The sequence below is a fragment of the Alteromonas hispanica genome (assembly GCF_010500915.1).
Classification (GTDB): Bacteria; Pseudomonadota; Gammaproteobacteria; order Enterobacterales; family Alteromonadaceae; genus Alteromonas; species Alteromonas hispanica.
In genome coordinates this window covers 120,815-146,987 of the sequence record NZ_JAAAWP010000007.1, presented here as the reverse complement: position 1 = coordinate 146,987, position 26,173 = coordinate 120,815, and the positions used below count along the sequence as shown (strand labels likewise).

The following is a 26,173-nucleotide window of genomic DNA, read 5'->3' as shown; positions in this document are numbered from 1 at the left end:
CCTTAAAATTAAGGGCCGGCTGTCAGGTGCTAGTATAATTGTTTTACGTCAAACGCAATTAGAACTCAACCGCCAGTCTTGCGTATATCTGACGTCCTCTTGGGTCATGAACCTTCGAGTCGAAACCACTGTTTGTGAACAATCTAGGTGGCTCTTCGTCGAACAAGTTGATACCACCAATTGTAAGGACGTATCTTTGTTCCGTATCGTACAAGCTACCAATATCGATATTGTATTGGGCATCTACAGTAACTTGGCTATCAACCTCGAAGAAACCATTTGCACAGCCGCCTGCATTGGCAGTTCCGTCAGCACAGTTCTGGTCATCATCGTAAGACGAGATATAGCGAACAAATATATTTGCCGCATGGACGTCATGTTTCCATGCCAAGCCTAAATTCATACGCAGTTCGGGTGACGATGTACCAATATTGTTAAAGTTACGTCTTCCCGCACCATCAATATTCCCTGCCTGAGGGTCAGACAAGTCATACTTGGTGATGTATGTGGCGTTTAGCGTAGGCGTAAAGATACCCGCATCAGATTCAATCTTATAGCTAGTAACAAAATCAATACCGGATGTTTCTAGCGAACTCGCGTTAACATAGGTGTTGTTGATTTGCAGAACTGGCCCTGATACCGGGTCTCCTGCGCGAATAACTCTATCTGTGTTCGTCGGATCGGCATTTAATACGGCTTGCGCATTTTCTTGAATAATGAGGTCTTCAAATTCAAAGTTCCAGTAATCGACTTCTACTGATAAATCTCGGAATGGCTCGTACGAGAAACCGATATTATAAGCCGTTGACTCTTCTGGCTTAAGATCTTCATTACCCTCTGTTCTCACCGCAACGAATGCCGTTGCCCCCTGCACAGGATCTTGAAGTTGCTGCAATGTGGTAGCACCACCCTGAGCTAAGAAAACCGTTGGCGCTCTAAATGATGTTGAAATCGAACCACGAAGAGAGAACTCATCGCTAGCGCGATACGAAACCGCTAATTTAGGGTCAACTGTACTACCAATTGTGCCACCGTAGTCTTCGTATCGAAGGGCTACCTGAACATCTAAATTATCGTTTACTGGTAACGCTAATTCACCAAACGCAGCCCAAACATCTTGGCTTCCGTCAATATCAGGGTTACCAATGACAAAGGTAAAGCTATCTTGATTAGATAGTGCGTCGTAATCCATGCTTAGCTGCTGGTCTCGATACTGTAGACCTAGAGCAAGCGCTGCAAAACCGCCTCCCATCTCAAAAACATCAAACGAAGTAAACGCTTCTATAACCTCTAAATCAGATTTCGAGTCAATAACTTGCTTTGCCGTGAAAGAGTCGACTACGTAATCAGAGTTTGGCGCCGATGTGTAAGACGTTGAAAACGGATTAAAGAACTCACAGCTGCCTGCGCCTGGTGTGCCTGTAACCGGATTACAATCTGAACCACCAAAACCAAACAAGGCTAACTGAAACTCTGTGTTAAGAACGTCTGGTACTTGGAACATAAAGTCGTTAACCGCTCTGGTGTAACTGACTTCCCAGAAACCGGTGTCTGTTACGCCCTGAAGGTTCGTGCTAAATCTAAACGTATCTGATTCGGTATTTGCAGGGTCGCCAGCGAAACCATTACCCTCTGCACGACCGAAGAACGCAACGCCTGTGCCGAATGGGTTTTGTGGGTGGTAATCTGGAACAATAGGCGAAGTAAGAATAGGGAAGCTCGGTGCCCCGCCACGCTCAGCGCGGTTTCTCGCCATACCGAATTCGGCAGACCATGTTATGTCATTATCAAACTCATAATTAGCACTAACGTAAGTATTCAATCGGCTTTCATCAGGAACGTAAGAATAAAACTTACCGAAGTCAAATTGGCAGAAACCCACCTCAAGACCACCTGGCGCAGTGCCACTCGGCGCTAATAACCTTTCTGAACCACCAAATTCTTCACACCCATACGGGTCAATTATTGGCGTTCCAGTAGGTAAGAAATACGACCCCGGGTTACCTAATGCACTGGTATCGTCTTGTGGTCGGCTGAGTCGTCTGTCAGCAATGAACAGCGGTGAACGGTTTGTAAAGCTTATCGCCGCCATTACATTACCATTGTCTCCTGATGCTCCCCAAAGACCCTGAAGTACATACTCGCTGTTGTCTCCATGTGCACCGTCTTGATAATCAGCAGTTATCATTGCGCCGTCATAATTGCGCTTTGTTATAAAGTTAACAACACCAGCAACAGCATCTGAACCGTATAAAGCCGACGCACCATCTTTCACTACTTCCATTCTGTCGATGGCTATCATTGGCACGAGTGAGCTGGTATCAACAAAGTTGAGACCTTGGTTTGTAGGTTGTGCAGTAACAACTTGGCGCTTGTTATTAAGCAGTACTAGCGTAGACGCAACGCCAAGACCACGGAGGTTAATATTCGAGGTACCTGCTGTGGCATTTTGAGTAAAGGCGTCTGGATTATTTTCCGCGCCTGTGTTAATGGTTAGCGTTTGCGTGATGTCAGCAATATTCTTGGCACCAATCGCATCAATTGCCACACTATCGACTACTGCTAGCGGAGAAGGAGATTCGAAGTTTTCGCTTCGGCGTACAAAACTACCTGTAACAAGAATTAGCTCAACATCCCTTTTTGCTTCTTTCTCGCTTTCGGCCCCAGTCTCTTGAGTCTCTTGAGTTTCTTGAGCTGTTGCAATAATTGGTGAGCAAAGCAATGCAGCGCCTACAAAGGCGGCAACTGCCGTTTTACGCGTGTTCAATTTCATAGTGTGATTCCAAATCTGGGCGTTTCACTACCGGTATGTGTATTCTCGCTTTCCGCTAGCGACCTGCTATTCGATTTTCTGTTATTTTTGTGTGCAACCATAAACAACCTATGGCCACAATTTGATACTATGCCTGAATCCTAAGTTTGTAAATTTATTGTGAATAATATGTTTACATTAATTTTACACATGGTCTTACCAGTTATACTTAAGTATTATTTGGTTAACTCAGACGCTTGTGAGTATAAATTGCTGATCACCTGTGAAATTGATTCACAAACCTTGTTGCTCGGAAACCTCAGAAAATAAAAAGCTTATATCTTTCAATACTTTAAAAAACTCACAAAACGGAACATTTCTTGTAACTCCCAAGTCAATTACAAAACAAACGAGAGTTGCACTATTCGCCATGGAAATACCGCAAATTGACGATATCTATAAACTATTAAGCGATAAACTTGAGTCATGGATGGAAGGTGCAATAACCATCCTCCCAAATATCGTCGTCGCAATTTTAATTGCCATTGCATTTGGCGTTTTAGCTCGTGTTGTGGGTAATGTGGTTGGCAGAGTAATGCGCCGCACGTTTGAATCTCGCCAAATAGCAGGGTTACTCACTTCAATTGTTAAGTCACTGGTATTAATAGCCGGCATATTTATAGCCCTCGATTTTGTTGGCTTGAAGGGTACGGTCACCTCTTTATTAGCCGGAGCGGGGATCGTGGGCTTGGCCATAGGCTTTGCATTTCAGGATATGACCGAAAACTTAATTGCCGGTATCGCGATGGGTATTCGCAAGCCCTTTGAGATTGGTGATGTTATTGAAGCAGAAGGTGTGTTTGGCAACGTAAAAGGCATCAACCTGCGCAATACGCTTGTAGAAACTTTTTACGGCCAACTGGAAGTTATTCCAAATAAGATTTTGTTTAGAAATATTCTTACAAATTATTCCACACTCGGACATCGACGAATTGAAGTGCCAGTCGGAATTTCATATGCAGACGATATCGAAAAAGCAGTGTCAGTCATTGTCGATGCGATGAAAGAAAAAGATTACGTAATCATGAAGGAAGATACCTCTGTGTATGCAGAGTCCTTCGGCGACTCGAGTATTAACTTACTTTTATGGTTTTGGATTAAATATCCTGGTGAACATTCATTTATGCAAGTGCGTCACGACGCAGTAAGTACAGTTAAAACGGTACTTGAAGATAATGATATTCTCATACCGTTCCCTATTCGCACTCTCGATTTCAACTCGAAAGGAAGCGATAACTTAAACACGATGTTAAAAGATTCCAAAGAAACGCAGTAAACCGTTGCCGTTTAAATAAGTAAACGTTGCAATATTCATCACAGAAAATGGAGAAATCTATGAATACTTTAATAGAGTCAAAAACAGTAAGAGCCCTATTTGTTGCATTGGTAATGGGCGCTTCGCTCGGTGGCTGCGCTACAATTGAAGGCGCAGGCGAAGACATTGAAAGTGCGGGCGATGCTATTGAAGATACCGCTGAAGATGCGTCAAATTAATCGTTAAACCACATAGCTGTTAAAAACAAAACACCCTTTCCACGCAAGTGCAAACTCGCGTCGAAAGGGTTTATTTGTTTTGTGGTGAACTACCTTCTTTTCACAATAGGGAAAGCTCGGCCTTAGACAATTACAGCAAGCATTAGAAAGCTTCCTACCAGTGCGGGGTTCCCACTCGACTTCAACATGCAGCTGGCTTCTACTTTGTAAAGTTTCCCTTGAGGCTTGTCTGTCACATCAATAACCTTGAATTGATATCGAATAGCATCGCCACTTTTCACAGGCTCTAAAAAGCGAAGTTTATCTATTCCATAATTAATTGTGGAAGCCACTTTTTCGCTGGCAGCAATAACTTGTGAGAACGCTTGAGGCATAAGTGACGCCGATAAAAAGCCATGGGCAATAGTGGTTTTAAAAGGGCTCTCTTTAGCACACCGTTCTTCATCTAAGTGAATCCACTGATGGTCACCCGTAGCATCGGCAAACCGGTTTATCATATCTTGCGAAACGGTCGTCCAGTCGGCCTGCTCAAGCGTGTCACCTACAGCTAAATCAATGAGTGATTTCATTTTTCTAAATTCCCTGACTTATTTTTAATTTTACTACACTACTATTAGCAATCTGAATGTTTCAATTAACTTTTAATAATAGGTATTTATAAGTATTCTTGTTACACTATCGTTAACAATGCGTGGTTACTATGTACACAATTGTGACATTGTAGCCTGTTATTATCTATTGGCTTTTTCTGGGCACTCGCCCCACTGAAGGATTAATTATGAATCTCAATAGAGTCGACTTGAACCTTTTCGCGGTGTTTGATGCTATTTATACCGCAGGCAGCTTAACGAAAGCCGCCGATGTTCTATGTATTACGCAACCTGCGGTAAGTAATTCACTTGCCAGGCTAAGAGAAATGCTGAACGACCCTCTATTTGTTCGCACGGGTCATAGCATGACGCCCACTCCCGTGGCGCAAAATATTATCGTTCCTGCAAGGCAAGCACTAGCTTTACTGCGCAAGAGTGTTCAAGAGAGTCACACCTTCGACCCACTTACCGCAGAGAAGTCATTTAACTTTGCAAGTAGAGATTTGCTAGAGGCCAGTATTATGCCTCGCCTTGTTGCTCGCCTTCAGAATTTGGCGCCAAACATTGGCATAACAAACTACGAAATTCCGCGCAGTCAGGTTGTGTCCGCGATGGCGAGCGGCACTCTTGATTTCTTTGCAGACGCATCTACCTTTACCGACCCTCATTTGTGCAAAGAGAAAATAGCGCAAGACCGTTTTGTTGTGCTGGCGAGAAAGAATCACCCTGCACTAAAGAATGGACTCGATTTAGAAACATTCTTACGCCTAGGTCATATCAATGTATCGCAAAGAAAGTCAGGGGCTGGGCCCATTGATATTGCTTTAGACAAAATGGGAAAACGCAGAAAAGAAGTCATGCGAGGCCAACACTTTCTCACAGTTCCAAGCACTATCGTAAAAACCGACCTTATTGCTTGTTTACCATTTCACCTAGCTAAACATTACGATTTAGCTATATACGAAGTGCCTTTTGACTTACCTCCAGTAGAGTATTACCTGTATTGGCATGTGAGTGCCGATCATGACTATGCACATATGTGGATGCGCGAACAAATTATGGAAGTGGCGAGCAATTTCAAACCTCATTAACGCGCCTGCGCACATCTTCAGTAAACGTTAACCAACTTTTGAAGTCTCAATATGCCCGAGCACGGTACATTGAGACTTTTTTGTAGCCGTGACAAATGCACAAAAATTTTCTAAATCTCCATGCAAGCACCTAATACAAAAGACTAATTTTGATTAAACGACAGACTAAACTTTAGTCTAACGTATGTATATTCATACTAAGTTATTTTTCAGCATGTTTTTGATGCCCAATGTAATGCGTTTAATAAAACCGAACACAAAAACACCAATCAAACTTATCGGGAACTTTAACCATGTTGAAAATAGTTAAATCTTCGTTAGTTATTGCTGCATCTACACTAGCGTTCTCACATGCGGCGCAAGCAGACGACATCAACGATGCACTTGCGAATATCTGCACTATTGTTCAGGCAGATGACAAAGATGAATTGCGCAAGAAAATGCGTCGCGTACAGTCTGACTTCAGATTAAAGCTTAGAGATTATTACACTGGTGTGTCTTGTGGTGGACAGAGCTTAATTCGTACCGCTCTTGAAAGTAATGCTGTGGAAGTGGGCACGCTTTTGGTAAAGAAAATGCCAAGTAAGGATCTAAAGCAGCCAGAGGCAGACGGTAAAACACTGCAAGCTTGGATTGCTGAAAAAGGGCTACAGAACTCACCGATATCTGAAGAGTTAGCCAGCCGTATTTAATTTCAATAGCATAACAATACCATCTTAATATCTGAGGCTCTTTTATGGAGCCTCTGCTATTTCTGAATGCCTCTAACGCTTTTTACGCCTCTATAAATTCGATGACGTTTATAGCTGCCCAGTCTGAATATTCTCGGTGGATCCAGTGGCTTGCCGTATCGTGGTAAATCACCTTGCAGTGCGGAACATAGTGTTCAATACCTTGAAGTACAGCAGTATCAAAAGCTTTATCTTCTCTACCCCACAGAACCAAAGTTTCCAGAGAAATGTTGATATTGGGAACGTGTATGTTCGCTAACTCATCTGGCGATGCGTTAATACCGGGTATTTTTTGTGGCATATTTCTGTAGTAACTCAACATAGCATTGAGTTTATTTTTATCTTGCCAGTCATTTAAAAGTGAGTTGGCATATTCATGTTCTCGTTTGAAAAAGCTGGCGCCCAGCATTTCCCTCAATAGGCTAAAATTTGTGTCTGCCAACATGTTCTCAGCGCCGTTATCTCGAAGCGCATCAATATATTGACTCTTTTCACGCTGGGTTTTGCTTGTTATTAACGACTGTGTAAATGTTGAAGGGTGCGCAGCATTGAGAATAACAAGTTTATCAATTAACTCACTGTGAAAAGCCGCAAGTGGCCATGCAATAGCACCGCCCCAGTCGTGCCCTATTAACACAATTTTTCTGCCCTTTTTAACTGATTCAATAAATAAAACCATGCGCTTTATCAACGCAGGCACTTCATAGTCTCGCTGGGAGGGCAATACCTCAGACAAGTGATAACCGGGTAAGTCAGGGGCAATAACATCAACATGTTCGGGAGTGCAGCGTATAAACGGCTCCCATGCGTGAGAATTTTCAGGGAAGCCGTGAAACAAAATTAACAGTGTTTTTTGTTCGTCACTTTCAGACTCAGGCGCGTTAGTTCCGCGCTGTGATTCTCGGCTGAGATAATGAATTTTCTTGCCATCAATGGAGACATATCGTGAATCTAACATTATGTAAGCACCAATAAAAAAGCCGAGTAACAAAAGTGGCGATTGATTCACACACTCTCGTTACCCGGCACACTAGGTTTGCTAAAAGCTAATTATTCAACAGCAAACATACTTTCAGGCATAGACATCAGGTTGTCCGAACCAGACTGCATTGCAGAAACCAGTGAACGCGTGCGCGTAAGCAAACGATCAAAGTAGAACCCTGTAGTCAGTATTTTACTCTTGTAGAATTCCGTTTCTGTGCTTCCGGCATCAAGCTGTTCTTGTGCCTTAACTGCCATACGTAACCAGAAATATGCAACAGTCACGTAACCTGAGTACATAAGGTAATCAACGGAAGCCGCACCGATTTCGTCTGGGTTAGACGCAGCCGCTTTGCCAATATCCATGGTTACTTGCTGCCACTCATCTAAATGCGAGTTTAGTGCATTTGTCCATGCGCTAAACTGTGCATTGTCGCGAAGAGAGTTACAGTAATCGCGAACTTCCTGCACAAATACATTGAGCAATTCACCGTTAGATCCCATCACCTTACGGCCAAGTAAATCCACTGCCTGAATACCCGTAGTGCCTTCGTACATGGTACAAATACGTGTATCACGTGCAAGCTGCTCCATGCCCCACTCTTTAATGAAACCGTGGCCGCCGTATACCTGCATACCGTAGCTTGTGGTTTCTTGAGCAGTTTCAGTCAAAAACGCTTTAACAATCGGCGTCAAGAATGCAAGTTTTGCTTCTGCTGTTTGCTTAGCAACTTCATCCTCGCCATATAAGGTTACATCTACCATTTGCATACAGTATGCGGCTAATGCACGATTGCCTTCGGCAAATGCTTTTTGCGTTAACAACATACGACGCACGTCTGGGTGCACAATAATGGGATCAGCAGGACCGTCTGGGTTCTTACGCCCTGTCATTGAGCGAAACTGCACTCGGTCTTTCGCGTACTTAAGCGCACCTTGGAATGCCGTTTCTGACGCTGCCAGACCTTCAAGGCCAGTGCCTATCCGTGCAGTGTTCATAAAGGTAAACATACAGTTAAGGCCGCGGTTAGGAGGACCAATAAGGAACCCTTTAGCGCCATCAAAGTTAATTACGCAAGTTGCGCTAGCTTTGATACCCATCTTGTGTTCTATACTGCCGCAATTTACCGCATTGCGATCTTGCTTCTCACCGTCTTGCGACACGTTGTATTTTGGCACAACAAAAAGAGAAATACCTTTGGTGCCCTCAGGCGCGTCAGGCAGGCGAGCCAATACGATATGCACGATGTTTTCAGACATGTCATGCTCACCGGCAGAGATGAAGATCTTCGTGCCGGTTAGGCTGTAACTACCATCTTCTTGCGGTTCTGCGCGGCATTTCAGCATACCAAGGTCAGATCCACAGTGTGCCTCTGTTAAACACATTGTGCCTGTCCATTCTCCGCTGATTAGCTTATGAAGAAACATATCTTGCTGTTCTTTCGTGCCGTGCGCTTTAAGTGTTTCCATACAACCTTGGCTTAGACCTGGATACATAGCCCACGAGTGGTTTGCACCAGAAAACCATTCAGCAATTATTGAAGCAAGTGAGTAAGGAAGGTTTTGTCCGCCAAACTCTTCTGGGTGCGCCATACTTGGCCATCCGCCTTCAACATAGGTCTGATAAGCTTCTTTGAAACCTTTAGGTGTAGTAACCACACCGTTGTCCCACTTACAACCTTCTTCATCACCAGATTGGTTAATAGGTGCAAGCGTGTTTTCTGAAAACTTAGCCGCCTCTGCAAAGATTGCTGAAACCAAGTCTTCGGAGGCTTCGTCGAAACCTAACTTTTGATAGTGACTTTGAAAGTCGAGTAGCTCATGTGTTACAAACATGGCGTCGCGTTGTGGAGCTTTATAACCTTCCATACTAAATACCTATAGAACTTCAAATAAACCAGCAGCGCCCATGCCGCCACCGATACACATAGTGCAAACGACAAATTTCGCACCACGTCTTTTACCTTCGATGAGTGCGTGACCCACCATACGAGCACCGCTCATGCCATAGGGGTGACCAATAGAAATGGCACCGCCGTTTACATTTAATAATTCGTCTGGAATGCCCAATTTATCGCGACAGTATAAAACTTGTACCGCAAACGCCTCGTTGAGTTCCCATAGACCTATATCATCCATGGTCAATCCATGCTGCTTTAATAGCTTAGGAATGGCAAAAACAGGGCCTATTCCCATTTCATCAGGTTCACAACCCGCAACCGCAATGCCGCGATAAACGCCAAGAGGCTGTGTGCTTCCTTTTGCGGCTGTGTTTTCATCCATAATTACGGTAGCGCTGGCACCGTCAGACAACTGACTGGCGTTACCCGCTGTTATGCAACCGCCTTCAATGACCGGTTTAAGGCCTTGCAGCCCTTCTAATGAAGTTTCAGGACGGTTACCTTCATCTTTCGACAACGTAGCTTCCCTTTCACTGGTTTCGCCTGTTTCTTTGTTGAACAGTTGCTGTGTGGCAGTGATAGGTACAATTTCATCATCAAATTTGCCTGCAGATTGCGCTGCCGCAGTACGCATCTGGCTTTGATATCCGTATTCGTCTTGTGCATCGCGGCTAATGTTATAGCGCTTAGCCACCACTTCTGCTGTTTGCAGCATTGGCATGTAAATATCGTTGTGTTTAGCCACTAGTGCTGGGTCTACCGCACGGTAGGTGTTCATATTTTTATTCTGCACTAACGAGATTGAATCTAGCCCACCCGCAACCATAATGTTTGTTTCGCCGGAGCGGATAGTATTAGCCGCGGTAGCAATGGCATACATCCCCGAGCTGCACTGCCTGTCGAGGGTCATTCCCGCAACCGAAACAGGTAAATCGCCAGCAAGTGCTGCTAAACGACCGATGTTCATTCCGCCACTCCCTTGGGTGAGCGCAGAGCCCATAATGACATCATCAACAGAGGCTGGATTTATACCTGCACGCTCAACCGCATTTTTGATGGCGTGGCCACCAAGCGAAGGCGCAGGCAAGTTATTTAAGACGCCTTTGTAGGCACGCCCTATAGGCGTTCTTGCTGTGCTAACAATTACTGCATCACGCATTGTATTGTTCCTTATTTTTGTAACTTTTGAAACTGCCGCCTTCTTGCGTCAGTTTGACTAGTAGATCGCTTGGCTCTAACCACATTTTGCCGTAATCGCCAAGCTGGTCACGATACGTTGTCAGCTTGTCTAATATGGTTTTCAATCCCACTTCATCTGCATATTGCATAGGGCCACCACGGAACACTGGGAAGCCGTAACCATAGACGTAAATCACGTCAATATCGCTTGATTTAGCCGCAATACCTTCTTCAAGAATAATCGCGCCTTCGTTTATCAGAGAAAACATCACGCGAACTAAAATCTCTTCATCGCTTATGTCTGAACGTTGCTGAACCCCTAAACGTTCGGCTTCTTTTTTGGCAATCTCTAACACTTCGGGATCTGGAATGGGAACTCGACTACCGGGTTCGTAGTTATAAGTACCGCGGCCTGTTTTAAGACCATTGCGTCCCATTTCAACAAGACGGTCGGCAACAGCGCCATATGCTGGATCATGAGCAATGTGCTCTTGACGAGACTGGCGAACATAGTAGCCAATATCTAACCCAGCCATATCACCCATCGTAAATGGCCCCATTGGCATACCAAAGTCAGTAAGCACTTTGTCTACTTGCTCAGGTGACGCCCCTTCTAATAGCAAACGATTAGCCTCGCGACCATATGGCTCAATCATTCGATTACCAACGAATCCAAAACATACACCCACTAACACGGCGACCTTTTTAATACGCTTGGCCATTTTCATGCAGGTTTTGATTACTTCAGGTGATGTCTTATCGGCCTTAACAACCTCTAGCAGACGCATAACGTTTGCTGGAGAGAAGAAATGAAGGCCAATGACGTCTTCAGGACGAGACGTTGCTGTCGCAATTTCATCAATATCAAGCGTCGATGTATTAGACGCTAATATGGCACCTGGCTTACATACTTTGTCGAGGGTTGAAAAAACGGCCTTCTTGACTTCCATTTTTTCAAAAACGGCTTCAATCACTAAATCTACGTCGCTTAAATCGTCGTAAGTGGTAGTGCCTGAAAGCAATGCCATTCGCGTTTCTACTTGTTCTTGAGTCAGCTTGCCCTTTTTAGCGCTGTTTTCGTAATTCTTACGAATAAGTGCCAAGCCCTTTTCCAGTGCTTCCTCTTTTAGCTCAAGCATAGTTACTGGAATACCGGCATTGGCGAAGTTCATCGCTATACCACCGCCCATAGTGCCTGCACCAATGATTGCAACTTTCTCGATATTGCGTTCTGGCGTTGTTTTATCGAAGTCTTTTACGTGACCGGCTGCGCGCTCTGCAAAGAAGAAGTGCTGCTGAGCTCTCGCCTGGGGTGTATTCATACACTCCATAAATAGCTTGCCTTCGTTTTTAAGGCCATCCTCAAACGATAAGGTATAAGCGCCACGAACCGCCTCTATACATTTAAGCGGTGCGAAAAAGCCTTTTGATGCTTTTTTGGTCTGAGCAGTGACTGCTTCAAACACTCCCTGAGTTTCCTCAGACATGGAAAGTGTAATGTCACAAGCACGCTTAACGGCGTTTGGTCCGCTAAGCGATGCTAAATAGGCTTTGGTGTCTTCTAAAAGGTGTTCAGGTTTGTCTGATATTTTATCGAATACACCCGGTAACTTGAGTACCGATGTGGGTTTACCCGTAACTATCATGGTAAGAGCTGTTTGAGCGTCGGCAAGTCTAGGTAGGCGCTGTGTGCCACCTGCCCCAGGTAAGATACCAAGATTGACTTCTGGGAGACCAACCTTGTTATCGGCAAATGTCACCCGATGGTGACATGCAAGTGCAACTTCCAAACCGCCGCCAAAAGCCGGCCCAGGAAGAACGGCAATAACAGGCTTCGATGCGTTCTCAATTTTGTCGAGAACTTCAGGTAGCATTGGTGATAAGTCGCCACCAGAGAACTCGCTGATGTCAGCACCGCCTGAGAATATGGGAAGCGATGAAGTGATAACGATTGCACTTACGCTGTCGTCTTTAATCGCATTGTCGACACCCTCAATCAGGCCTATGCGAAGCGCTCTTGATAGTGCATTTACCGGCGCGCTTTGCATCGTGAGAGTGGCAACACCCTGCGTTACTTCATACGCTACTGCGTTATTTTCCGTCTGAGTCATAACCATTTCCTGTTTATCACGTTAATCGGATGTTATTGCAGTGTTGTCAATCATCCAAGTTTATTGGTGTTATAGACATTTATCACAATATTGAATACGGGGTTGAAAGCCTTTTTCTTCTTCACATTTGGCTAAAGAGCACGTATCGCGCTAGATACAGATCGATTGACAGAATTATCTGCGAGCGCTTTTGTTACGCTAACGTTAATGCTTTGATCATCATTTTTACAAGGAGCGTTATGTCATGAAAGTACTTAAAACACCCGAAAATGCCTTTGCCGATATTTCTGATTTTCCCTATCCGGCACATTTTATTGAAGTTACCGATACGGTGAGTAGTGAACTGTGTATGGCTTATTATCAACTGGGGCCAACAGAAGGTCATCCCGTTGTACTTCTGCATGGAGAACCCACGTGGGCATATTTGTATAGAAAAATGATGCCGCTACTTGCCGAAGCGGGTTTTTGTGTTTTTGTCCCTGACTTAATTGGTTTTGGTCGCTCAGATAAACCGACATTGAAAAGCGACTACACCTATGGCAGGCATTTAATTTGGCTAAAAGACTGGTTCAATCAGGTAGTCAAAGGGCCTGCAACCTTGTTTTGTCAAGATTGGGGCGGCCTCTTAGGCCTTAGAATGGTGGCAGACATGCCGACACGTTTCGCGGGTGTGATGGCATCAAATACTGGGCTACCCACTGGCGATGTGAAGCCAACGGAAGCATTCACACGGTGGCGTCGCTTTTCACAAGATGTTGAAGAGTTCCCAACCTCAAACATTATTAACAACGGTACCCTTTCCGGCATAGATGAACATGCCTTGGCGGCTTACGACGCGCCCTTTCCCGATGAGAGTTATAAAATGGGCGCGCGAATGTTTCCGCTACTTGTACCTACCGAACCAGATAGCCCAGATTCACAGGCTAACCGAAACGCATGGCAGTCTTTAAAACAGTTTAATAAACCCTTTATGACGGCATTTAGTGACGGAGACCCTGTCACTGCTGGCGGCGAAAAGTATTTACAAAAGCAAATACCTGGCTGCAAAGGACTAAAACACGCTTCGATAAAATCCGGCGGGCACTTTGTGCAAGAGGACAAAGGGGAAGAGTTGGCTCAGTTGCTTATCTCTTTCATACGCAGCTACCAATAACTAAATCACACAAATTATAAAAGGAAAATAACATGACTATGGATCCACTTCTTAATTTCACCGGACAAGTGGCACTTATAACTGGCGCAGCAAGCGGTTTTGGACGTCTTTTAGCAAAAGGGCTAGCTGAGCGAGGAGCAAAATTAGTACTCAGTGATATAAATGAAACGGCCCTTGAAGAAGTGCAAACTGAATTGCAGCCGCTGACTGCTGTAGAAGTGATCGCGGGTAACATTGCGGAAGAGACACTAAATAAGGCGCTGGTAGAATTAGCCATAGAAAAATTTGGACGCCTAGATATTGCCGTAAATAATGCCGGTATTGCCCATACCCCTGCGCCAGTTCATGAAATGACAGAAGCAATTATGGACAGTCAGTTTGCAGTAAACGTTAAAGGAGTGATGTTTGGTATGAAATACCAAATTCCAGCCATGCTGTCGCAAAAGAAGGGACATGTGCTGAATGTGAGTTCTCTCGCAGGGCTTGGTGGAGCCCCTAAAGGCGCTGCCTATGCCGCCGCTAAACACGCCGTTGCAGGCGTTACGCGCACCGCTGCTGTTGAATATGGAAGGAAAAATGTACGTGTAAATGCCATTTGCCCGTTTTACAGCCCCACAAACATTCTAAATGTTGATGGCTACAATACGCCAGAGGCCCAAGCTCAGCTGGGGCAAGGCAGCCCAATGAAGCGTTTGGGCGAACCTCAGGAAATAGTAAATACCATGCTGTTGATGCTGTCTCCAGGCAACAGCTATATGAACGGACAAACAGTTGCCGTAGACGGTGGTGTAACTGCCTGGTAATGAGTATAGCTTTTTATACCTAGGTATAAGCTTATCTATTTTGTTTTGTTAGGGCTTTAGTTTTAATAGAGAGGAACAAACAAAGTGTGACTGACGAGGCGCGTGCAACCGCCTCCGACGTTCCTCTCCTTTCGTATCGCAGAGACATCAACTTATGACAACACGGTTCGTGTACAACATATCTACTATTTGCTCTGTCTTTTGCTTCGTTACTTTGGTTTCCCCTTTGAACGCCCACGCTGCTGAAAATAAGACTAGCGTTTCGGCTGGGGTATCGACGTTGCAAGCGCATTCGACCACCAAGAAGGTGCGCCGTATTACCCAAACATCGCCAAGTACCATATTGAAACTGTTATCGGTCACGGCAAAAAGCGGTCAAAAAAACCATAGCACACCGTTTATCCATCCTTTACTTCAAAACGTCAATCAAAAGTCTGATTAATTGTTTTTGGGCTAACAGCTATGGACAAATTAGACGTGAAAGCGCTCTCTTGATAATCTCACCTGTTAGTTCGTTTTTGACTCTTTACTCGCTCTTTATACCATTAGTCCGCATAGCGCCCATTCTCAATGGAAGCGAATACCATCCATAAAAAAACCGCATAACGTTTCATTATGCGGCTCTTGGTTTTTGCACTCTAGAACCTTAGGCACTTTTCAGCACAAAAATTTACTTCTCTTGAACGAAGCCTGAATTAAGGAACAATCACCATTTTCCCTTTAACTTCTCTATTCATCACTTTGGTCATTGCCTTTGTAGCTTGTTCTAACGGAAGAGCTTCATCGACCACCACCTTCACTTTGCCCTGAACATACCAAGTAAGAAGCTCTTGCATATTTGCTGCAAACCCTTTTGGATCGTGCTGGGTGAAGGACCCCCAAAATACGCCCATTACCGAGTAGCCTTTTACCAACGCCAAATTAACAGGGAACTTTGGTATCTCGCCACCAGCAAACCCGACAACTAACAACCGACCTTCCCACGCCATACTTCTGCTACATGCGTGAAAAGTATCACCACCGACGCACTCATAAATGACGTCAGCACCTTTACCTTCAGTCACTTCTTTTAACGTTTCTTTTAAGTCTTTCTCTTTATAATTAATAAGAATATCAGCGCCGTGCTCTTTAGCTAAGGCAAGCTTTTCGTCTGTTGAGCACACAGCAATAACCTTAGCCCCCATGGTTTTGCCAATTTGCACCGCCGCCAGACCAGTACCCCCCGCAGCGCCCGTAACAACTAGTGTCTCACCGGGCTGCAGCTTAGCACGCTGTTTTAAGGCGTGATGTGCAGTGGCGTGGGCGGTCACTAGCGCCGCTCCTTCATTCACATCAATCGAGTCTGGCAGTGGCATAACATGGCTGGCTTGTACCGCAACTTTTTCTGCGTAACCACCTAAGTTAGACAGTGCAATGACTCGCTGCCCTTTCTTAACGTGACTAACACCCTCACCCACTTCACAAATCACACCAGCCACCTCGTTCCCTGGAATAAACGGAAAATCTGGCTGCATTTGATATAACCCCTGAACCAAAAGTCCATCGGGGAAATTCACTCCTGCGGCTTGAACGTCAACCACTACATAGCCGGGTTTCGCTACTGGGTCAGCAACGTCTTGTACTCGTAAATCCTCTACAGGCCCAAAGGCTTCGCATACTATGGCTTTCATGTTTACTCCGTATTCTGTTTTACACCAAACGCTCGTTTTGCATTTTATTCGCTATCTTGATGTATGGTTTGGTTAGCTATTTGTGCTAATGGACGCACCATGGCGCCTAACTGCATTGCTTTTTCGCTCGACGCATTGCCGTCGTGAGCACGTTTTACCACGCCCTGCAAAATGGCTGCTAAGCGGAAAAAGCTAAAAGCTAGATAGAAGGTCCAATTGTTTATTTTCTCAATATTTCGACGCTGACAGTAGGCATTCACATAGGCCTGCTCTGACGGAATACCCAAGGCTTCCCGATCTAGCCCGCCTAATCCTGCCGCGTGTGCAATATCAGAGGGTAGTCTAAGCTGCATACATTGATATGCTAAGTCTGCATAGGGGTGCCCTAAAGTCGATAACTCCCAGTCGAGCACCGCAATCACTCTTGGGTTGTCGCTATCACTCATATCAAACATCATATTGTCGAGCCTGAAATCTCCATGAACTAGTGATGTCTGACCATCATCCTCCGGTAAATTTGCTTCAAGATAACTAATAAGCTGTTCAATTTCTTCGATATGCTCTAGCTCTGACGCGCGATACTGCTTGGTCCACCGGCTCAATTGTCGCTCAAAATAACTGCCAGGTTTACCGTAATCGCTTAGACCCGCCGCTTGAATGTCCACGCTGTGCAAAGACGCTAACACTCTGTTCATTTCGTCGTACATTGCACCGCGAGTTTTTGCCGACGCTATTTCAGGTAACGCACTGTTCCAAAAAATCTCACCCTCTACGTAAGCCATAATGTAAAACATACTGCCTATTACGCTGGTGTCTTCGCACAGGTGGTATGCTTTAGGAACCGGCACGTTGCTTTCTTGCAAGGCGTTTATAACTCTAAATTCTCTATCTACTGCATGGGCAGATTTTAATAATTTGCCAGGCGGCTGTCTTCGCAGTACAAACGTTCCCTTTTCAGAACTCAGCTTAAAGGTAGGATTTGACTGACCACCGGAAAACTTATCAGCGCTGCTTACATGCCCAATTTCGGCGCATGCAGCGGCTAAATAGTGATTAAGAACTTCTAAATCTAACGCATGAGGCGCTGTTGCTTTTTCTTCACTCACACTAATTCCCTATGCGTTTTTATCAGCAATTAAATTGCGGCCCAGCTGCATCATATGCACTTGATCTGGACCGTCTGCTAGCTTAATTGTACGCGCGTAGGCATACATTGCAGATAGCACGAAATCTTGGCTAGTCCCGGCCGCACCGTGCATTTGAATAGACTCGTCAATAACGTTACATGCCATAGTAGGTGCAACAATTTTTATGGCTGCGATAAGATCTCTAGATACTTTATTTCCATACCTGTCCATTTTGTCCGCAGCTTTCAATGTGAGTAATCGAGCTTGCTCAATGTCACAATGCATTTTAGCAATGCTTTCGCGAACCGATTGCTGTTTTGCTAGAGGCTTGCCAAAGGCTACACGTGCTTCCACACGCTCGCACGCCATATCGAGGGCGCGTTGAGCACAACCAATTAAACGCATGCAGTGATGTATTCTGCCTGGGCCTAGACGACCTTGGGCAATTTCAAAGCCTTTACCCTCGCCCACAAGCAAGTTTTCGGCAGGCACTCTAACATTCTCAAACAGAACTTCAGCGTGACCAATAGGCTCATCATAAAAGCCCATCGCTGCCATAGGTCTTACAATCGTCACGCCTTTAGTATCGACAGGAACTAATATCTGCGATTGCTGCTGATGACGAGGAGCATCAAAATCGGTTTTCCCCATCACTATCATGATTTTGCAGTTTTCATTCATGGCACCACTGGTATACCACTTTTTACCGTTAATAACGTATTCATCACCTTCGCGTGTAATAGACGTCTCAATATTTGTTGCATCGCTAGATGCTACCGCTGGCTCGGTCATTGCAAAAGCAGAACGAATTTCGCCGTTTAACAGCGGAACCAACCACTTTTCTTTTTGTTCTTCGTTTCCGTATTTTGCCAACACTTCCATATTGCCTGTATCTGGCGCGCTGCAGTTGAATATTTCAGAACTAAATAGTACTCGCCCCATCTCTTCACATAATGGCGCATACTCGGCATTAGTAAGCCCTGCGCCGTAAGGCTTGTATTCTTCTGGCAAAAACAGATTCCACAAGCCTGCATCTCGAGCCTTTTGCTTGAGCGTTTGCATCAACTCTGGTGTCTTCCATCGGTTCTCACCATTTTCTACCGCGTGAATGTACTCCTGTTCTATGGGGTACACTTCTTCTTTCATGAAGGCTCTTAATTTTTCCAAAAGCGCCTGTGTTTTTTCATTATATTCAAAGTTCATAGCTGTCCCGTTTAGCTGTAGGTAATGGCGTGCAACCTGTCGATCACATCCAGGTGAGGTACGCTGTTGAAGTTATTTAGATGAACACCCCGCTTGTTGGCGAAGCATTGTGAAAAGCTAGCATTGCGTATCTGCAAATTCATATTGATAACTGTGGCGGAGTCGTAGCCCAAAATGTGTTTTAGCATCATGGCAATGGCTCCGCCCGAGCTTACAACCAATACACGTTTGGCATCCATATTTTGCAGGTGCGTGAGCATATTACTTACCCGTCCCTCGAACTGTGCCCATGTTTCGTCTAGAAGTTCATGAGGAAGTTTGTCTTGCGACCAAGCAAGCATGGCTTTTTTTAATAAACGATAAAATTCGGCGGGTGACGATCCCTCAGGCACTCTGTCTTCGGGAAAGAGATTGAGATAGGCAGCGGCAACCGCTTGGAAGTTGAATTCATTGAGTGAGCTATCTCGTGTCGCCTCAGGAAGTGATTTCCCCCCTGCAGACAATCCTTTTGCAATCCCCTCGTTAGTTTCTCGATGCCTTACCATGTCTCCCATAAATACAGAATCGAAATGTATATCGCGATGATGAAAATAGTCGCCCAGCCATATGGCTTGCTGCGCCCCAAGCTCGCTTAGTTTGTCGTAATTAGCCTTGCCAAAAGACGCTTGTCCGTGACGAACTAAATAGATATCTGTCATTTCATGCTCGTATGTTACTAATATGTTAAACATACTAAGAAAACTACTTGCATAAGTTTAATTGATATTTTGAATGGGGGTTCATCATGTGAAGCTATTGGGAGAATGTCAGTGATGCTGACTCTCCCAAAATAAGCAAGGCTGTAAGCAGAGAAGCTGCAGCAGCGTTAGAGGTGGTGTTAGCCGGGGTTGGTAAAACTAGCAGAGGAAAGCTAGGCGTTAGCGCTATTTGCAGCGTCCTTTATAAATGCTGCTAACGTTGCGGGTTCTTGCGCACCAGCAACTCCCTGATTTCCAATAACGAATGTTGGCACGCTCTGAATACCACGCTGCATCCAAGCCGACTCCTTTTGCCGAACAATATCTGCATAGCGTTCACTCTCAAGCGCCTCTGTAATGCCCAGCTTATCTAAACCGACAATACCGCCTTCCTGAACTAAAACATCTAAATTATTAATGTTTTTTCCCTCTGAAAAATAAGCTTCGAATAAACGCATCTTCATTGCTAGCGCCAACCCTGCTTCCTCTGCATAGTGGATAAGTTGGTGAGCTTTAAAGGTGTTTTGCATTGTTGCATCATCGGCAAGGTTAAACTCAAACCCAATGGCTTTACCTGCCTCCACTAACCTCTGTCTGTTCGCACCACTTTGCTGCTCGGTGATGCCATATTTTTCCATCACGTGCTCACGTAAATTTTGGCCTTCTTCTGTCATAGCAGGGTTTAGTTCAGAAGGGTGAAACTTTACGTCAACCGTTATATTTTCCTGCGCCAGTGAATCGATGGCCTGCTGTAAATGTTTATAACCTACAATGCACCAAGGGCACACTACGTCAGACACCATATCAATTGTTATTGTTCGCATTTGGCCTCGTTTAACGTTCGTAAAATAAACGCAATAAAAAAAAGAATTTTTGGGGCTACAAACCAAAATTTATCGCCCCGAATATTTAGTGACCACAATCACCGTAAATGGTTTATACCAGGTATGCAAATTAGCGAGACAACGAACAGTTCATATTTCTTTACCAGGGCGTGTTATTTTCTCTGATAAGAGTAACAATTTGCTTTGCCCAAATTGCGTAGCCTGCAGATGACGGATGAAAACCATCAATGGCCATCATGTTTGCATTTAGCAGAGGCTTTCTTTTAACTAAATGACTATAAGTGTGAAAATTATTGTTCAATAAGTTCACTGTCAATAAACGGCCAAACGGCAGTGAAATCAGGCTTTTTTCTAGTGCGTTATTGAGCATAGCCGCACGCAGCCCCAATACATATCGCAAAGGTTGAGGTATCGCAGGAAATTCAGCCATCGGAGGTAAACCCGAGAAAATCACTAATTTGCACCCAAACTTTTGTACGAGCAATTGGTAGATAAGACTCACGTTAGTATTCCACGCTTTCAGTGACGTAAACCGAGTGACATCATTAACACCAATAGAAACTACGGCAATGTCGAAACGCCGCGGGTTTTCTTTTTGAAGCAACTCCAGTAACCCCTGAGTAGCAAGCCCCCCTTTTGCTAATAAACAGATAGATGCCGCGATATTATCTTCACTTAATAGCTGCTGTTGAAGATTGCCTAGCAAAGCATCGTTTTGTGTCTCAACTCCCACGCCTGCCGCTGCTGAATCACCTGTAAGTAGTATTTTTATGGGTTTTTGTATAGCCTCTTGTATGGCTTCTTGTTCAGCTTCTTGCTTCTCACTCTCTACCTCTACTTCGCTAGGTATTTCTCGTGCACCCACGGGTTCGGGCAGCCTAAGTGCCTTTTTTCTCACCCAAAGTGCCTGAAAGGAAATCACAGGAAAAAGCGCAAAAAAACAGCAGTAAAAATACAAAATATTGAACCAGATCAACTCATCATCCTTTGTTACTCGATAACATACCCATGTCTACTCAAAACCCTCAACAAGAAGAAATGTCATGACAGTGAAACAGGTGAGCCAGGCTCGCACCACTACCATTGAGAAATACGCCAAGCATGCGCCACGTTATACTTCCTACCCTACTGCTCTAAACTTTTCGCCAGTAAACAATGACATTCTTAGCATTGCAAATAAAGCCACTAAAGCTGATAGCATAAGCCTGTATATTCACATCCCTTTTTGTAAAACTCTTTGCTATTACTGCGGTTGTAACAAAATTGTGACTCGACACAACAGCAAAGCAGATGAGTATCTCGCGTATATTGAAAAAGAGATAGTCGCTAAATCAAACTTGTATAAGGATAAAATGGCTGTGTCGCTGCACCTTGGCGGCGGGTCGCCGAGCTTTCTCAGTGCTGAGCAACAAACTACCTTAATGGCATTGCTAAAAAAATACATATCGTTTGATGAAGACGCTGAAATGTCTATTGAACTCGATCCGCGCAATGTAGATTTGCATTACCTCAATACGCTAAAAGACTTAGGTTACAACAGGCTAAGCTTTGGGCTACAAGATACAGACTTTCAAGTTCAGCAAACCATAAACCGTGTGCAAAGTACGCTGCATATTTCAGATTTAGTGTTCGAAGCCCGAAACCTAGGGTTCAACTCTATTAACTTGGATCTTATTTACGGCCTCCCCCACCAGTCTATCCACACGTTCAGGACAACCATAGCTGCAACAAAAGCGATTTCACCAGACAGAATATCGCTATTTAGTTATGCACATTTACCGGAGCGTTTTGCCGCGCAACGTAAGTTCGCCGACGACATTTTACCTAATGCGGAGCTTAAAGCAGAACTTTATGACTTGGCGGTAAAAGAATTCAAAAAGATTGGATATGAAATGATAGGGCTAGATCATTTTGCTAAAAAATCAGATAACCTGGCGTTGGCAAAAAAAGCGGGCAAACTACATAGAAATTTTCAGGGTTACACGCTGCATGGCAACACCGATTTAATCGGTTTTGGCGTGTCTGCAATAAGCACAATAGGAAATGCCTTCGCGCAAAACCCTAAACAATTAAAAGACTATTACACTAAGATAGATAACAACGAACCTGTTGCCACAATAGGGCTGTCGTTAACCAGTGATGACCTCATTAGAAGAGACGTAATATCAAGCTTAATGTGTAATTTATCGCTGGACATAAATAACATCGAGAGAAAGCACAATATTATCTTTAATGACTATTTTGCCAGCGAACTTAACGCGCTTCGCTTATTACAAAAAGACGGATTAGTTTTGCATATGGAACATGGCATTGTGGTTCCAGAACATGCAAGAATATTTATTAGAGCGATATGTGCAACCTTCGACGCTTACTTAGACGGACATATGGAAGCTCATTCAAACGCTCAGGCAAAAGACAACAAAACAATACCGCGTTTCTCTAAAGCAATTTAAAGCGCGCAACTACTGGCATGTTGCGCTCTAGCGCTAATCGATGAAAAGATAATGCGCTAATAACAGCATAAAGCGGTTCCTGGTGTATTTGGGAACCGTTTTTGTCATTATCTGATCCCTGTGCGCTAGTGTCTTGAATACCTAGCGTTAACAACACTCTTCCCTGCTGATGACTATCAAAGAATGTTATATCGCCAATATGGCATGTCAGTGCATTTAAAATACTCGATGTAGTTTGCTCGCTGGTCCCAGAAACGTTTGTGTCTATACTCACATCACTCGCTTTTATCGATATTCGCACTGGCTGGCCATTTGTGAGGGGCTTATTTTCGGCGTCTTTACTTTCTGAGCTTGTGTGTGAATATGCAGATACAGGAGTAAGCGATTTTTCTGAAACATACAGGCGCTGCCCGAGTGCCATTACGCTATAAACCTTGTTGGCTATGTTTAGCGAAGAATCTGGCTCAGCGATTTTGCCAGCCTCAGGCTCAATCAAATGCTCCACAACAGCGTCTATAACCGCAGAGGGTGTTTCCATACTTTCCATGCCACCATATTGGAACATGGCTTGTATCACATTATTGACCTCGCCTACCGCTGCAATGTTGCCGTTGTGAATGTAAACAAGTTCATCGCTAAACAGTAAAAGATCATCAATATCGTGAGAAACAACTAAACAGGTGAGTAAACTCGATGCGCAAAGTTTATGCAAAAACCTATAGATTTTTCGGCGGGTTTGGCTATCAATAGCGCTTAACGACTCATCGAGTAAAAGAATATCTGGCCCGTTCACCAAGGCTCTAGCAATAGCTACTCGCTGTGCCTCCCCGCCTGATAGGGAATCTATCGATTTATGGACTAAGTGCGAGCAACAGCATCCAGTCAGCGCTTCTTCAATAGAAATAGCATTTTTACTTGCATGGCGTCGAGCAAGCCCTAAATTACCTTGCACATTAACATGGGGAAACAATAAGGGCTGTTGGAAAACGATCCCAATTTTTAGCTGTGCTTCTTTTGAGGCTATCTGGCTTGGCCACGAAGCCCGAACCTTTGCCTCTTTTTCAAAGCCAGCAATACAGCGCAAGAAGCTGCTTTTGCCTGCCCCTGAAGGCCCTGTTATGCCAATAAAGCGTGAAGTTTCACAAAACGTCGCTTCGCCTTCTATTCTGCCATGTAAAGCCACATTCAACGACAAATTCATCGAGTAATTCATCAAGAATCCACCCGATGCTGGGATACCGCAGAGTGGCGCTTATTTCCATCAAATCGATATAACAGCGCCAGCGCGACGAATGAAAACACGAGCAACCCTAGTGACATAACGTGCGCGCGTTCATATTCTAGCGCCTCCACCTGCTCATATAATGCAATAGAAAGCACCTGAGTTTCGGTGGGTATATTACCGCCAATCATAAGCACAACGCCGAACTCACCAACAGTATGAGCGAAGCTTAAACCAAACGCGACAATAACAGCGGCCTTGCACTGAGGTAATACAATGCGAAAAAAAGTTTCTAAAGGTGAAAAGCCAAGAGAAGTTGCTACTTCTAAATAGCCCTTATTGAGCTGAGTAAAGCCACTGTAAAGTGGTTGCAATGCGAATGGCAGAGAATAGATAAGCGACCCCAGCACAAGGCCTTCAAAACTGAACGCCAACGTGCTTCCAAACAAGTCCAACCACCACGCACCTAGCGCACTTTCAGGCGAAAAAGCGATGAGCAAATAAAAGCCAAGCACCGTGGGTGGCAGCACCAAAGGTAGTGCAAAAATAGAAAGAACGAATGATTTTGCGCTATGACGCCAATTTGCTAAGAACCAAGCTAATGGCATTACGATGAGCAAAAGCAATACGCTCGTTACTAGCGCAAGTTTAAACGTTAGAGACACCGCATTTAGCATATCAGTATTCACATACTCCATGCGTTTGCTCCATTTGCTCCATTTGCACAATTCGCCTCATTTGCCTTATTTATATACACGGCTATTTCCGAAGAACTTTTATTTTTAGCATTTATCGCCGGTTCATAACCCCAGCGTTTAAGAGACATCTGCACGTTACTCGACATTAGGTACTGAACAAACACACTCGCCGTGGTTAGCTTCGCTAACATTACCTGCTCAAGATCTACGTGAGTTACGCTGTCTTTTCGACTTACCTTATTTTCTCTGCTTTTGCTTTTAGCGTTTTTATAATTAAAGGGCGTGTTATAAACGGCTTCGTTATCGAACAGATTGGGACTCAGTGATGCCGCTTTTTTGCTGTTGATAACAAGAGACTGAATGATAGGTTCATGCAGCGATTTATCTATTAGCACCCAATTTCCAGCGTTATTGCTATCTTTGCCAGCTTCTCCATTTGGTTGCTTTGAAAAATCACCGTGTTGTAACTGTCGACCTTGTTTGAGAAGCTCCTGTTTTTGTGGCTTCTGATTTAAAAGCTCTTGCTCAAGCCCTCCGTATTGGGAAAGCACTGTAGAATAGGCAACAAGGGCGTGGCTGACATTACCAGAGCTTAAATATTGATAAGTCTGCAATACGTTTTTCCCTTTCACTAATCGACGCTCTATTGCGCTATAAAGCGATAGACTCTGCAACACTTGTTTTGCTGCCACCCCGTAGGGTGCAAGTTTAGGGTTAGCGATAGCAAGCTTTTCGTTTGGCTTATCTAGAATTCGTTGAATGGCAGCTGCATTAAACGCCTTGTTTTCAGCAGATAAAACTGAGGAGACCAATGCTAACCGTCCTTGTGCATAGTTCACTACATTATTTATATGCACTTTTTCATTCTCAGCTAGAGCTACTGGTCTTGCTGAATCTGCAGACATAAAAATATCAAAACCTGCGCCGTGAAGAACTTGCGCATAAAGAGTACCGCTAGAGGAGGTGGTAATCGATACTTGAATACCTGTGAGCTCGGTAAACGAAGATGCAAGAGCATGCAATGGCTCTGAAAAGTTAGCCGCTACAGCAATTTTTAACGGCGGTGATTCGGAAAACCTCATTCGCAATGTATTTAACAAATCAGTTGTGCTGAGTGAATGTTTATCGTTGCTGAGGCTGTTTTCGGTGCCTTTTTCAGTACCGTTTTCCGTGCTCTTTTCAATGTTTCGTAGTGCATTTGCAGCTGCTATATTTTCAACTACTTTGTTTTCAGCTGCTTTATTTTCAGCTGCTTTATTTTGAGCTGCTTTATTTTGAGCCAAGGCAGCGGCATTCGTTGAGGGCGCTATCAGCATTACCTGTAAGAGTAAGATACCGATGAGGTGAATATTGAAATACTTCATCGTACTTG

General features: G+C 44.3%; 22 protein-coding genes. 7 read left to right on the top strand and 15 right to left on the bottom strand.

The annotated features are described in order from the left end of the window. Window positions 1-58 precede the first annotated feature (58 nt). Complete coding sequence (locus GTW09_RS12245) at window positions 59-2,773, bottom strand: TonB-dependent receptor domain-containing protein (RefSeq protein WP_163112115.1); 2,715 nt, start codon at window positions 2,771-2,773, stop codon at window positions 59-61. Window positions 2,774-3,182: 409 nt separating this feature from the next. On the opposite strand from GTW09_RS12245, the gene GTW09_RS12240 reads away from it, so the two are divergent. Beyond that, entirely contained in the window at window positions 3,183-4,088 is a 906-nt protein-coding gene (locus GTW09_RS12240) for a mechanosensitive ion channel family protein (protein ID WP_163112114.1), read from the top strand. Window positions 4,089-4,147: 59 nt separating this feature from the next. Then, window positions 4,148-4,306 (top strand): entericidin A/B family lipoprotein, encoded by a 159-nt coding sequence (locus GTW09_RS12235; protein WP_071979827.1) that lies wholly within the window; start codon window positions 4,148-4,150, stop codon window positions 4,304-4,306. Between the two features lie 122 nt (window positions 4,307-4,428). On the opposite strand, the gene GTW09_RS12230 is transcribed toward GTW09_RS12235, so the two are convergent. After that, entirely contained in the window at window positions 4,429-4,875 is a 447-nt protein-coding gene (locus tag GTW09_RS12230) for a MaoC family dehydratase (protein ID WP_071979828.1), read from the bottom strand. A gap of 209 nt (window positions 4,876-5,084) precedes the next feature. On the opposite strand from GTW09_RS12230, the gene GTW09_RS12225 reads away from it, so the two are divergent. Further along, complete coding sequence (locus GTW09_RS12225; protein WP_100972075.1) at window positions 5,085-5,987, top strand: LysR family transcriptional regulator; 903 nt, start codon at window positions 5,085-5,087, stop codon at window positions 5,985-5,987. Window positions 5,988-6,280: 293 nt separating this feature from the next. Continuing rightward, a complete protein-coding gene (locus GTW09_RS12220) occupies window positions 6,281-6,679 on the top strand; it encodes a DUF3718 domain-containing protein (RefSeq protein WP_071979830.1) in 399 nt (132 codons plus the stop codon). A gap of 82 nt (window positions 6,680-6,761) precedes the next feature. Here the strand turns inward: GTW09_RS12220 and GTW09_RS12215 are convergent, their stop codons facing one another. The 4 genes from GTW09_RS12215 to GTW09_RS12200 form a co-directional block, all read right to left on the bottom strand. Further along, a complete protein-coding gene (locus tag GTW09_RS12215; protein WP_163112113.1) occupies window positions 6,762-7,676 on the bottom strand; it encodes an alpha/beta fold hydrolase in 915 nt (304 codons plus the stop codon). Between the two features lie 92 nt (window positions 7,677-7,768). Continuing rightward, complete coding sequence (locus tag GTW09_RS12210; protein ID WP_163112112.1) at window positions 7,769-9,568, bottom strand: acyl-CoA dehydrogenase C-terminal domain-containing protein; 1,800 nt, start codon at window positions 9,566-9,568, stop codon at window positions 7,769-7,771. 9 nt (window positions 9,569-9,577) lie between these two features. Next, window positions 9,578-10,759, bottom strand: a complete 1,182-nt coding sequence (locus tag GTW09_RS12205; protein WP_163112111.1) for an acetyl-CoA C-acyltransferase — start codon at window positions 10,757-10,759, stop codon at window positions 9,578-9,580. Continuing rightward, window positions 10,752-12,890, bottom strand: a complete 2,139-nt coding sequence (locus GTW09_RS12200; RefSeq protein WP_163112110.1) for a 3-hydroxyacyl-CoA dehydrogenase NAD-binding domain-containing protein — start codon at window positions 12,888-12,890, stop codon at window positions 10,752-10,754. The genes GTW09_RS12205 and GTW09_RS12200 overlap by 8 nt, the downstream gene beginning before the upstream one ends. A gap of 244 nt (window positions 12,891-13,134) precedes the next feature. Here GTW09_RS12200 and GTW09_RS12195 point away from each other — a divergent pair, with 244 nt between their 5' ends. Then, the gene (locus GTW09_RS12195) at window positions 13,135-14,043 is read left to right on the top strand and encodes a haloalkane dehalogenase (protein WP_163112109.1); all 909 of its coding nucleotides are present in this window, start codon (window positions 13,135-13,137) and stop codon (window positions 14,041-14,043) included. A 38-nt stretch (window positions 14,044-14,081) separates the two neighbouring features. After that, window positions 14,082-14,846: an SDR family NAD(P)-dependent oxidoreductase gene (locus tag GTW09_RS12190; protein ID WP_071981276.1), complete on the top strand. Its 765-nt coding sequence runs from the start codon at window positions 14,082-14,084 to the stop codon at window positions 14,844-14,846. Between the two features lie 695 nt (window positions 14,847-15,541). Here the strand turns inward: GTW09_RS12190 and GTW09_RS12185 are convergent. From GTW09_RS12185 to GTW09_RS12160, 6 genes are all read right to left on the bottom strand, one after another. Then, complete coding sequence (locus GTW09_RS12185; RefSeq protein WP_100972083.1) at window positions 15,542-16,516, bottom strand: NADPH:quinone oxidoreductase family protein; 975 nt, start codon at window positions 16,514-16,516, stop codon at window positions 15,542-15,544. 44 nt (window positions 16,517-16,560) lie between these two features. Next, on the bottom strand, window positions 16,561-17,622 hold the full coding sequence (locus GTW09_RS12180; RefSeq protein ID WP_163112108.1) for a phosphotransferase: 1,062 nt from the start codon (window positions 17,620-17,622) through the stop codon (window positions 16,561-16,563). Window positions 17,623-17,631: 9 nt separating this feature from the next. Further along, window positions 17,632-18,846 carry an acyl-CoA dehydrogenase family protein gene (locus GTW09_RS12175; protein ID WP_163112107.1) on the bottom strand — a complete coding sequence of 405 codons (1,215 nt, stop codon included), beginning with the start codon at window positions 18,844-18,846 and terminating at the stop codon, window positions 17,632-17,634. A gap of 11 nt (window positions 18,847-18,857) precedes the next feature. Next, window positions 18,858-19,544, bottom strand: coding sequence for a histidine phosphatase family protein (locus GTW09_RS12170; protein WP_163112193.1), 687 nt, complete (start codon window positions 19,542-19,544; stop codon window positions 18,858-18,860). A gap of 212 nt (window positions 19,545-19,756) precedes the next feature. Next, entirely contained in the window at window positions 19,757-20,407 is a 651-nt protein-coding gene (locus tag GTW09_RS12165; RefSeq protein ID WP_163112106.1) for a DsbA family oxidoreductase, read from the bottom strand. A 160-nt stretch (window positions 20,408-20,567) separates the two neighbouring features. Next, complete coding sequence (locus GTW09_RS12160; RefSeq protein WP_163112105.1) at window positions 20,568-21,326, bottom strand: SGNH/GDSL hydrolase family protein; 759 nt, start codon at window positions 21,324-21,326, stop codon at window positions 20,568-20,570. Between the two features lie 145 nt (window positions 21,327-21,471). Here GTW09_RS12160 and hemN point away from each other — a divergent pair, with 145 nt between their 5' ends. After that, window positions 21,472-22,881: an oxygen-independent coproporphyrinogen III oxidase gene (hemN, locus tag GTW09_RS12155; protein WP_163112104.1), complete on the top strand. Its 1,410-nt coding sequence runs from the start codon at window positions 21,472-21,474 to the stop codon at window positions 22,879-22,881. Here the strand turns inward: hemN and GTW09_RS12150 are convergent. The 3 genes from GTW09_RS12150 to modA are packed head-to-tail and all read right to left on the bottom strand — an operon-like array spanning window position 22,868 to window position 26,165. Then, entirely contained in the window at window positions 22,868-24,094 is a 1,227-nt protein-coding gene (locus tag GTW09_RS12150; protein ID WP_239059372.1) for an ATP-binding cassette domain-containing protein, read from the bottom strand. The genes hemN and GTW09_RS12150 overlap by 14 nt on opposite strands. Further along, the gene (gene modB / locus GTW09_RS12145; protein ID WP_163112103.1) at window positions 24,094-24,801 is read right to left on the bottom strand and encodes a molybdate ABC transporter permease subunit; all 708 of its coding nucleotides are present in this window, start codon (window positions 24,799-24,801) and stop codon (window positions 24,094-24,096) included. The genes GTW09_RS12150 and modB overlap by 1 nt, the downstream gene beginning before the upstream one ends. Next, entirely contained in the window at window positions 24,789-26,165 is a 1,377-nt protein-coding gene (gene modA, locus GTW09_RS12140; RefSeq protein ID WP_163112102.1) for a molybdate ABC transporter substrate-binding protein, read from the bottom strand. Before modA ends, modB begins: the two co-directional genes overlap by 13 nt. Between the last annotated feature and the right edge of the window lie 8 nt (window positions 26,166-26,173).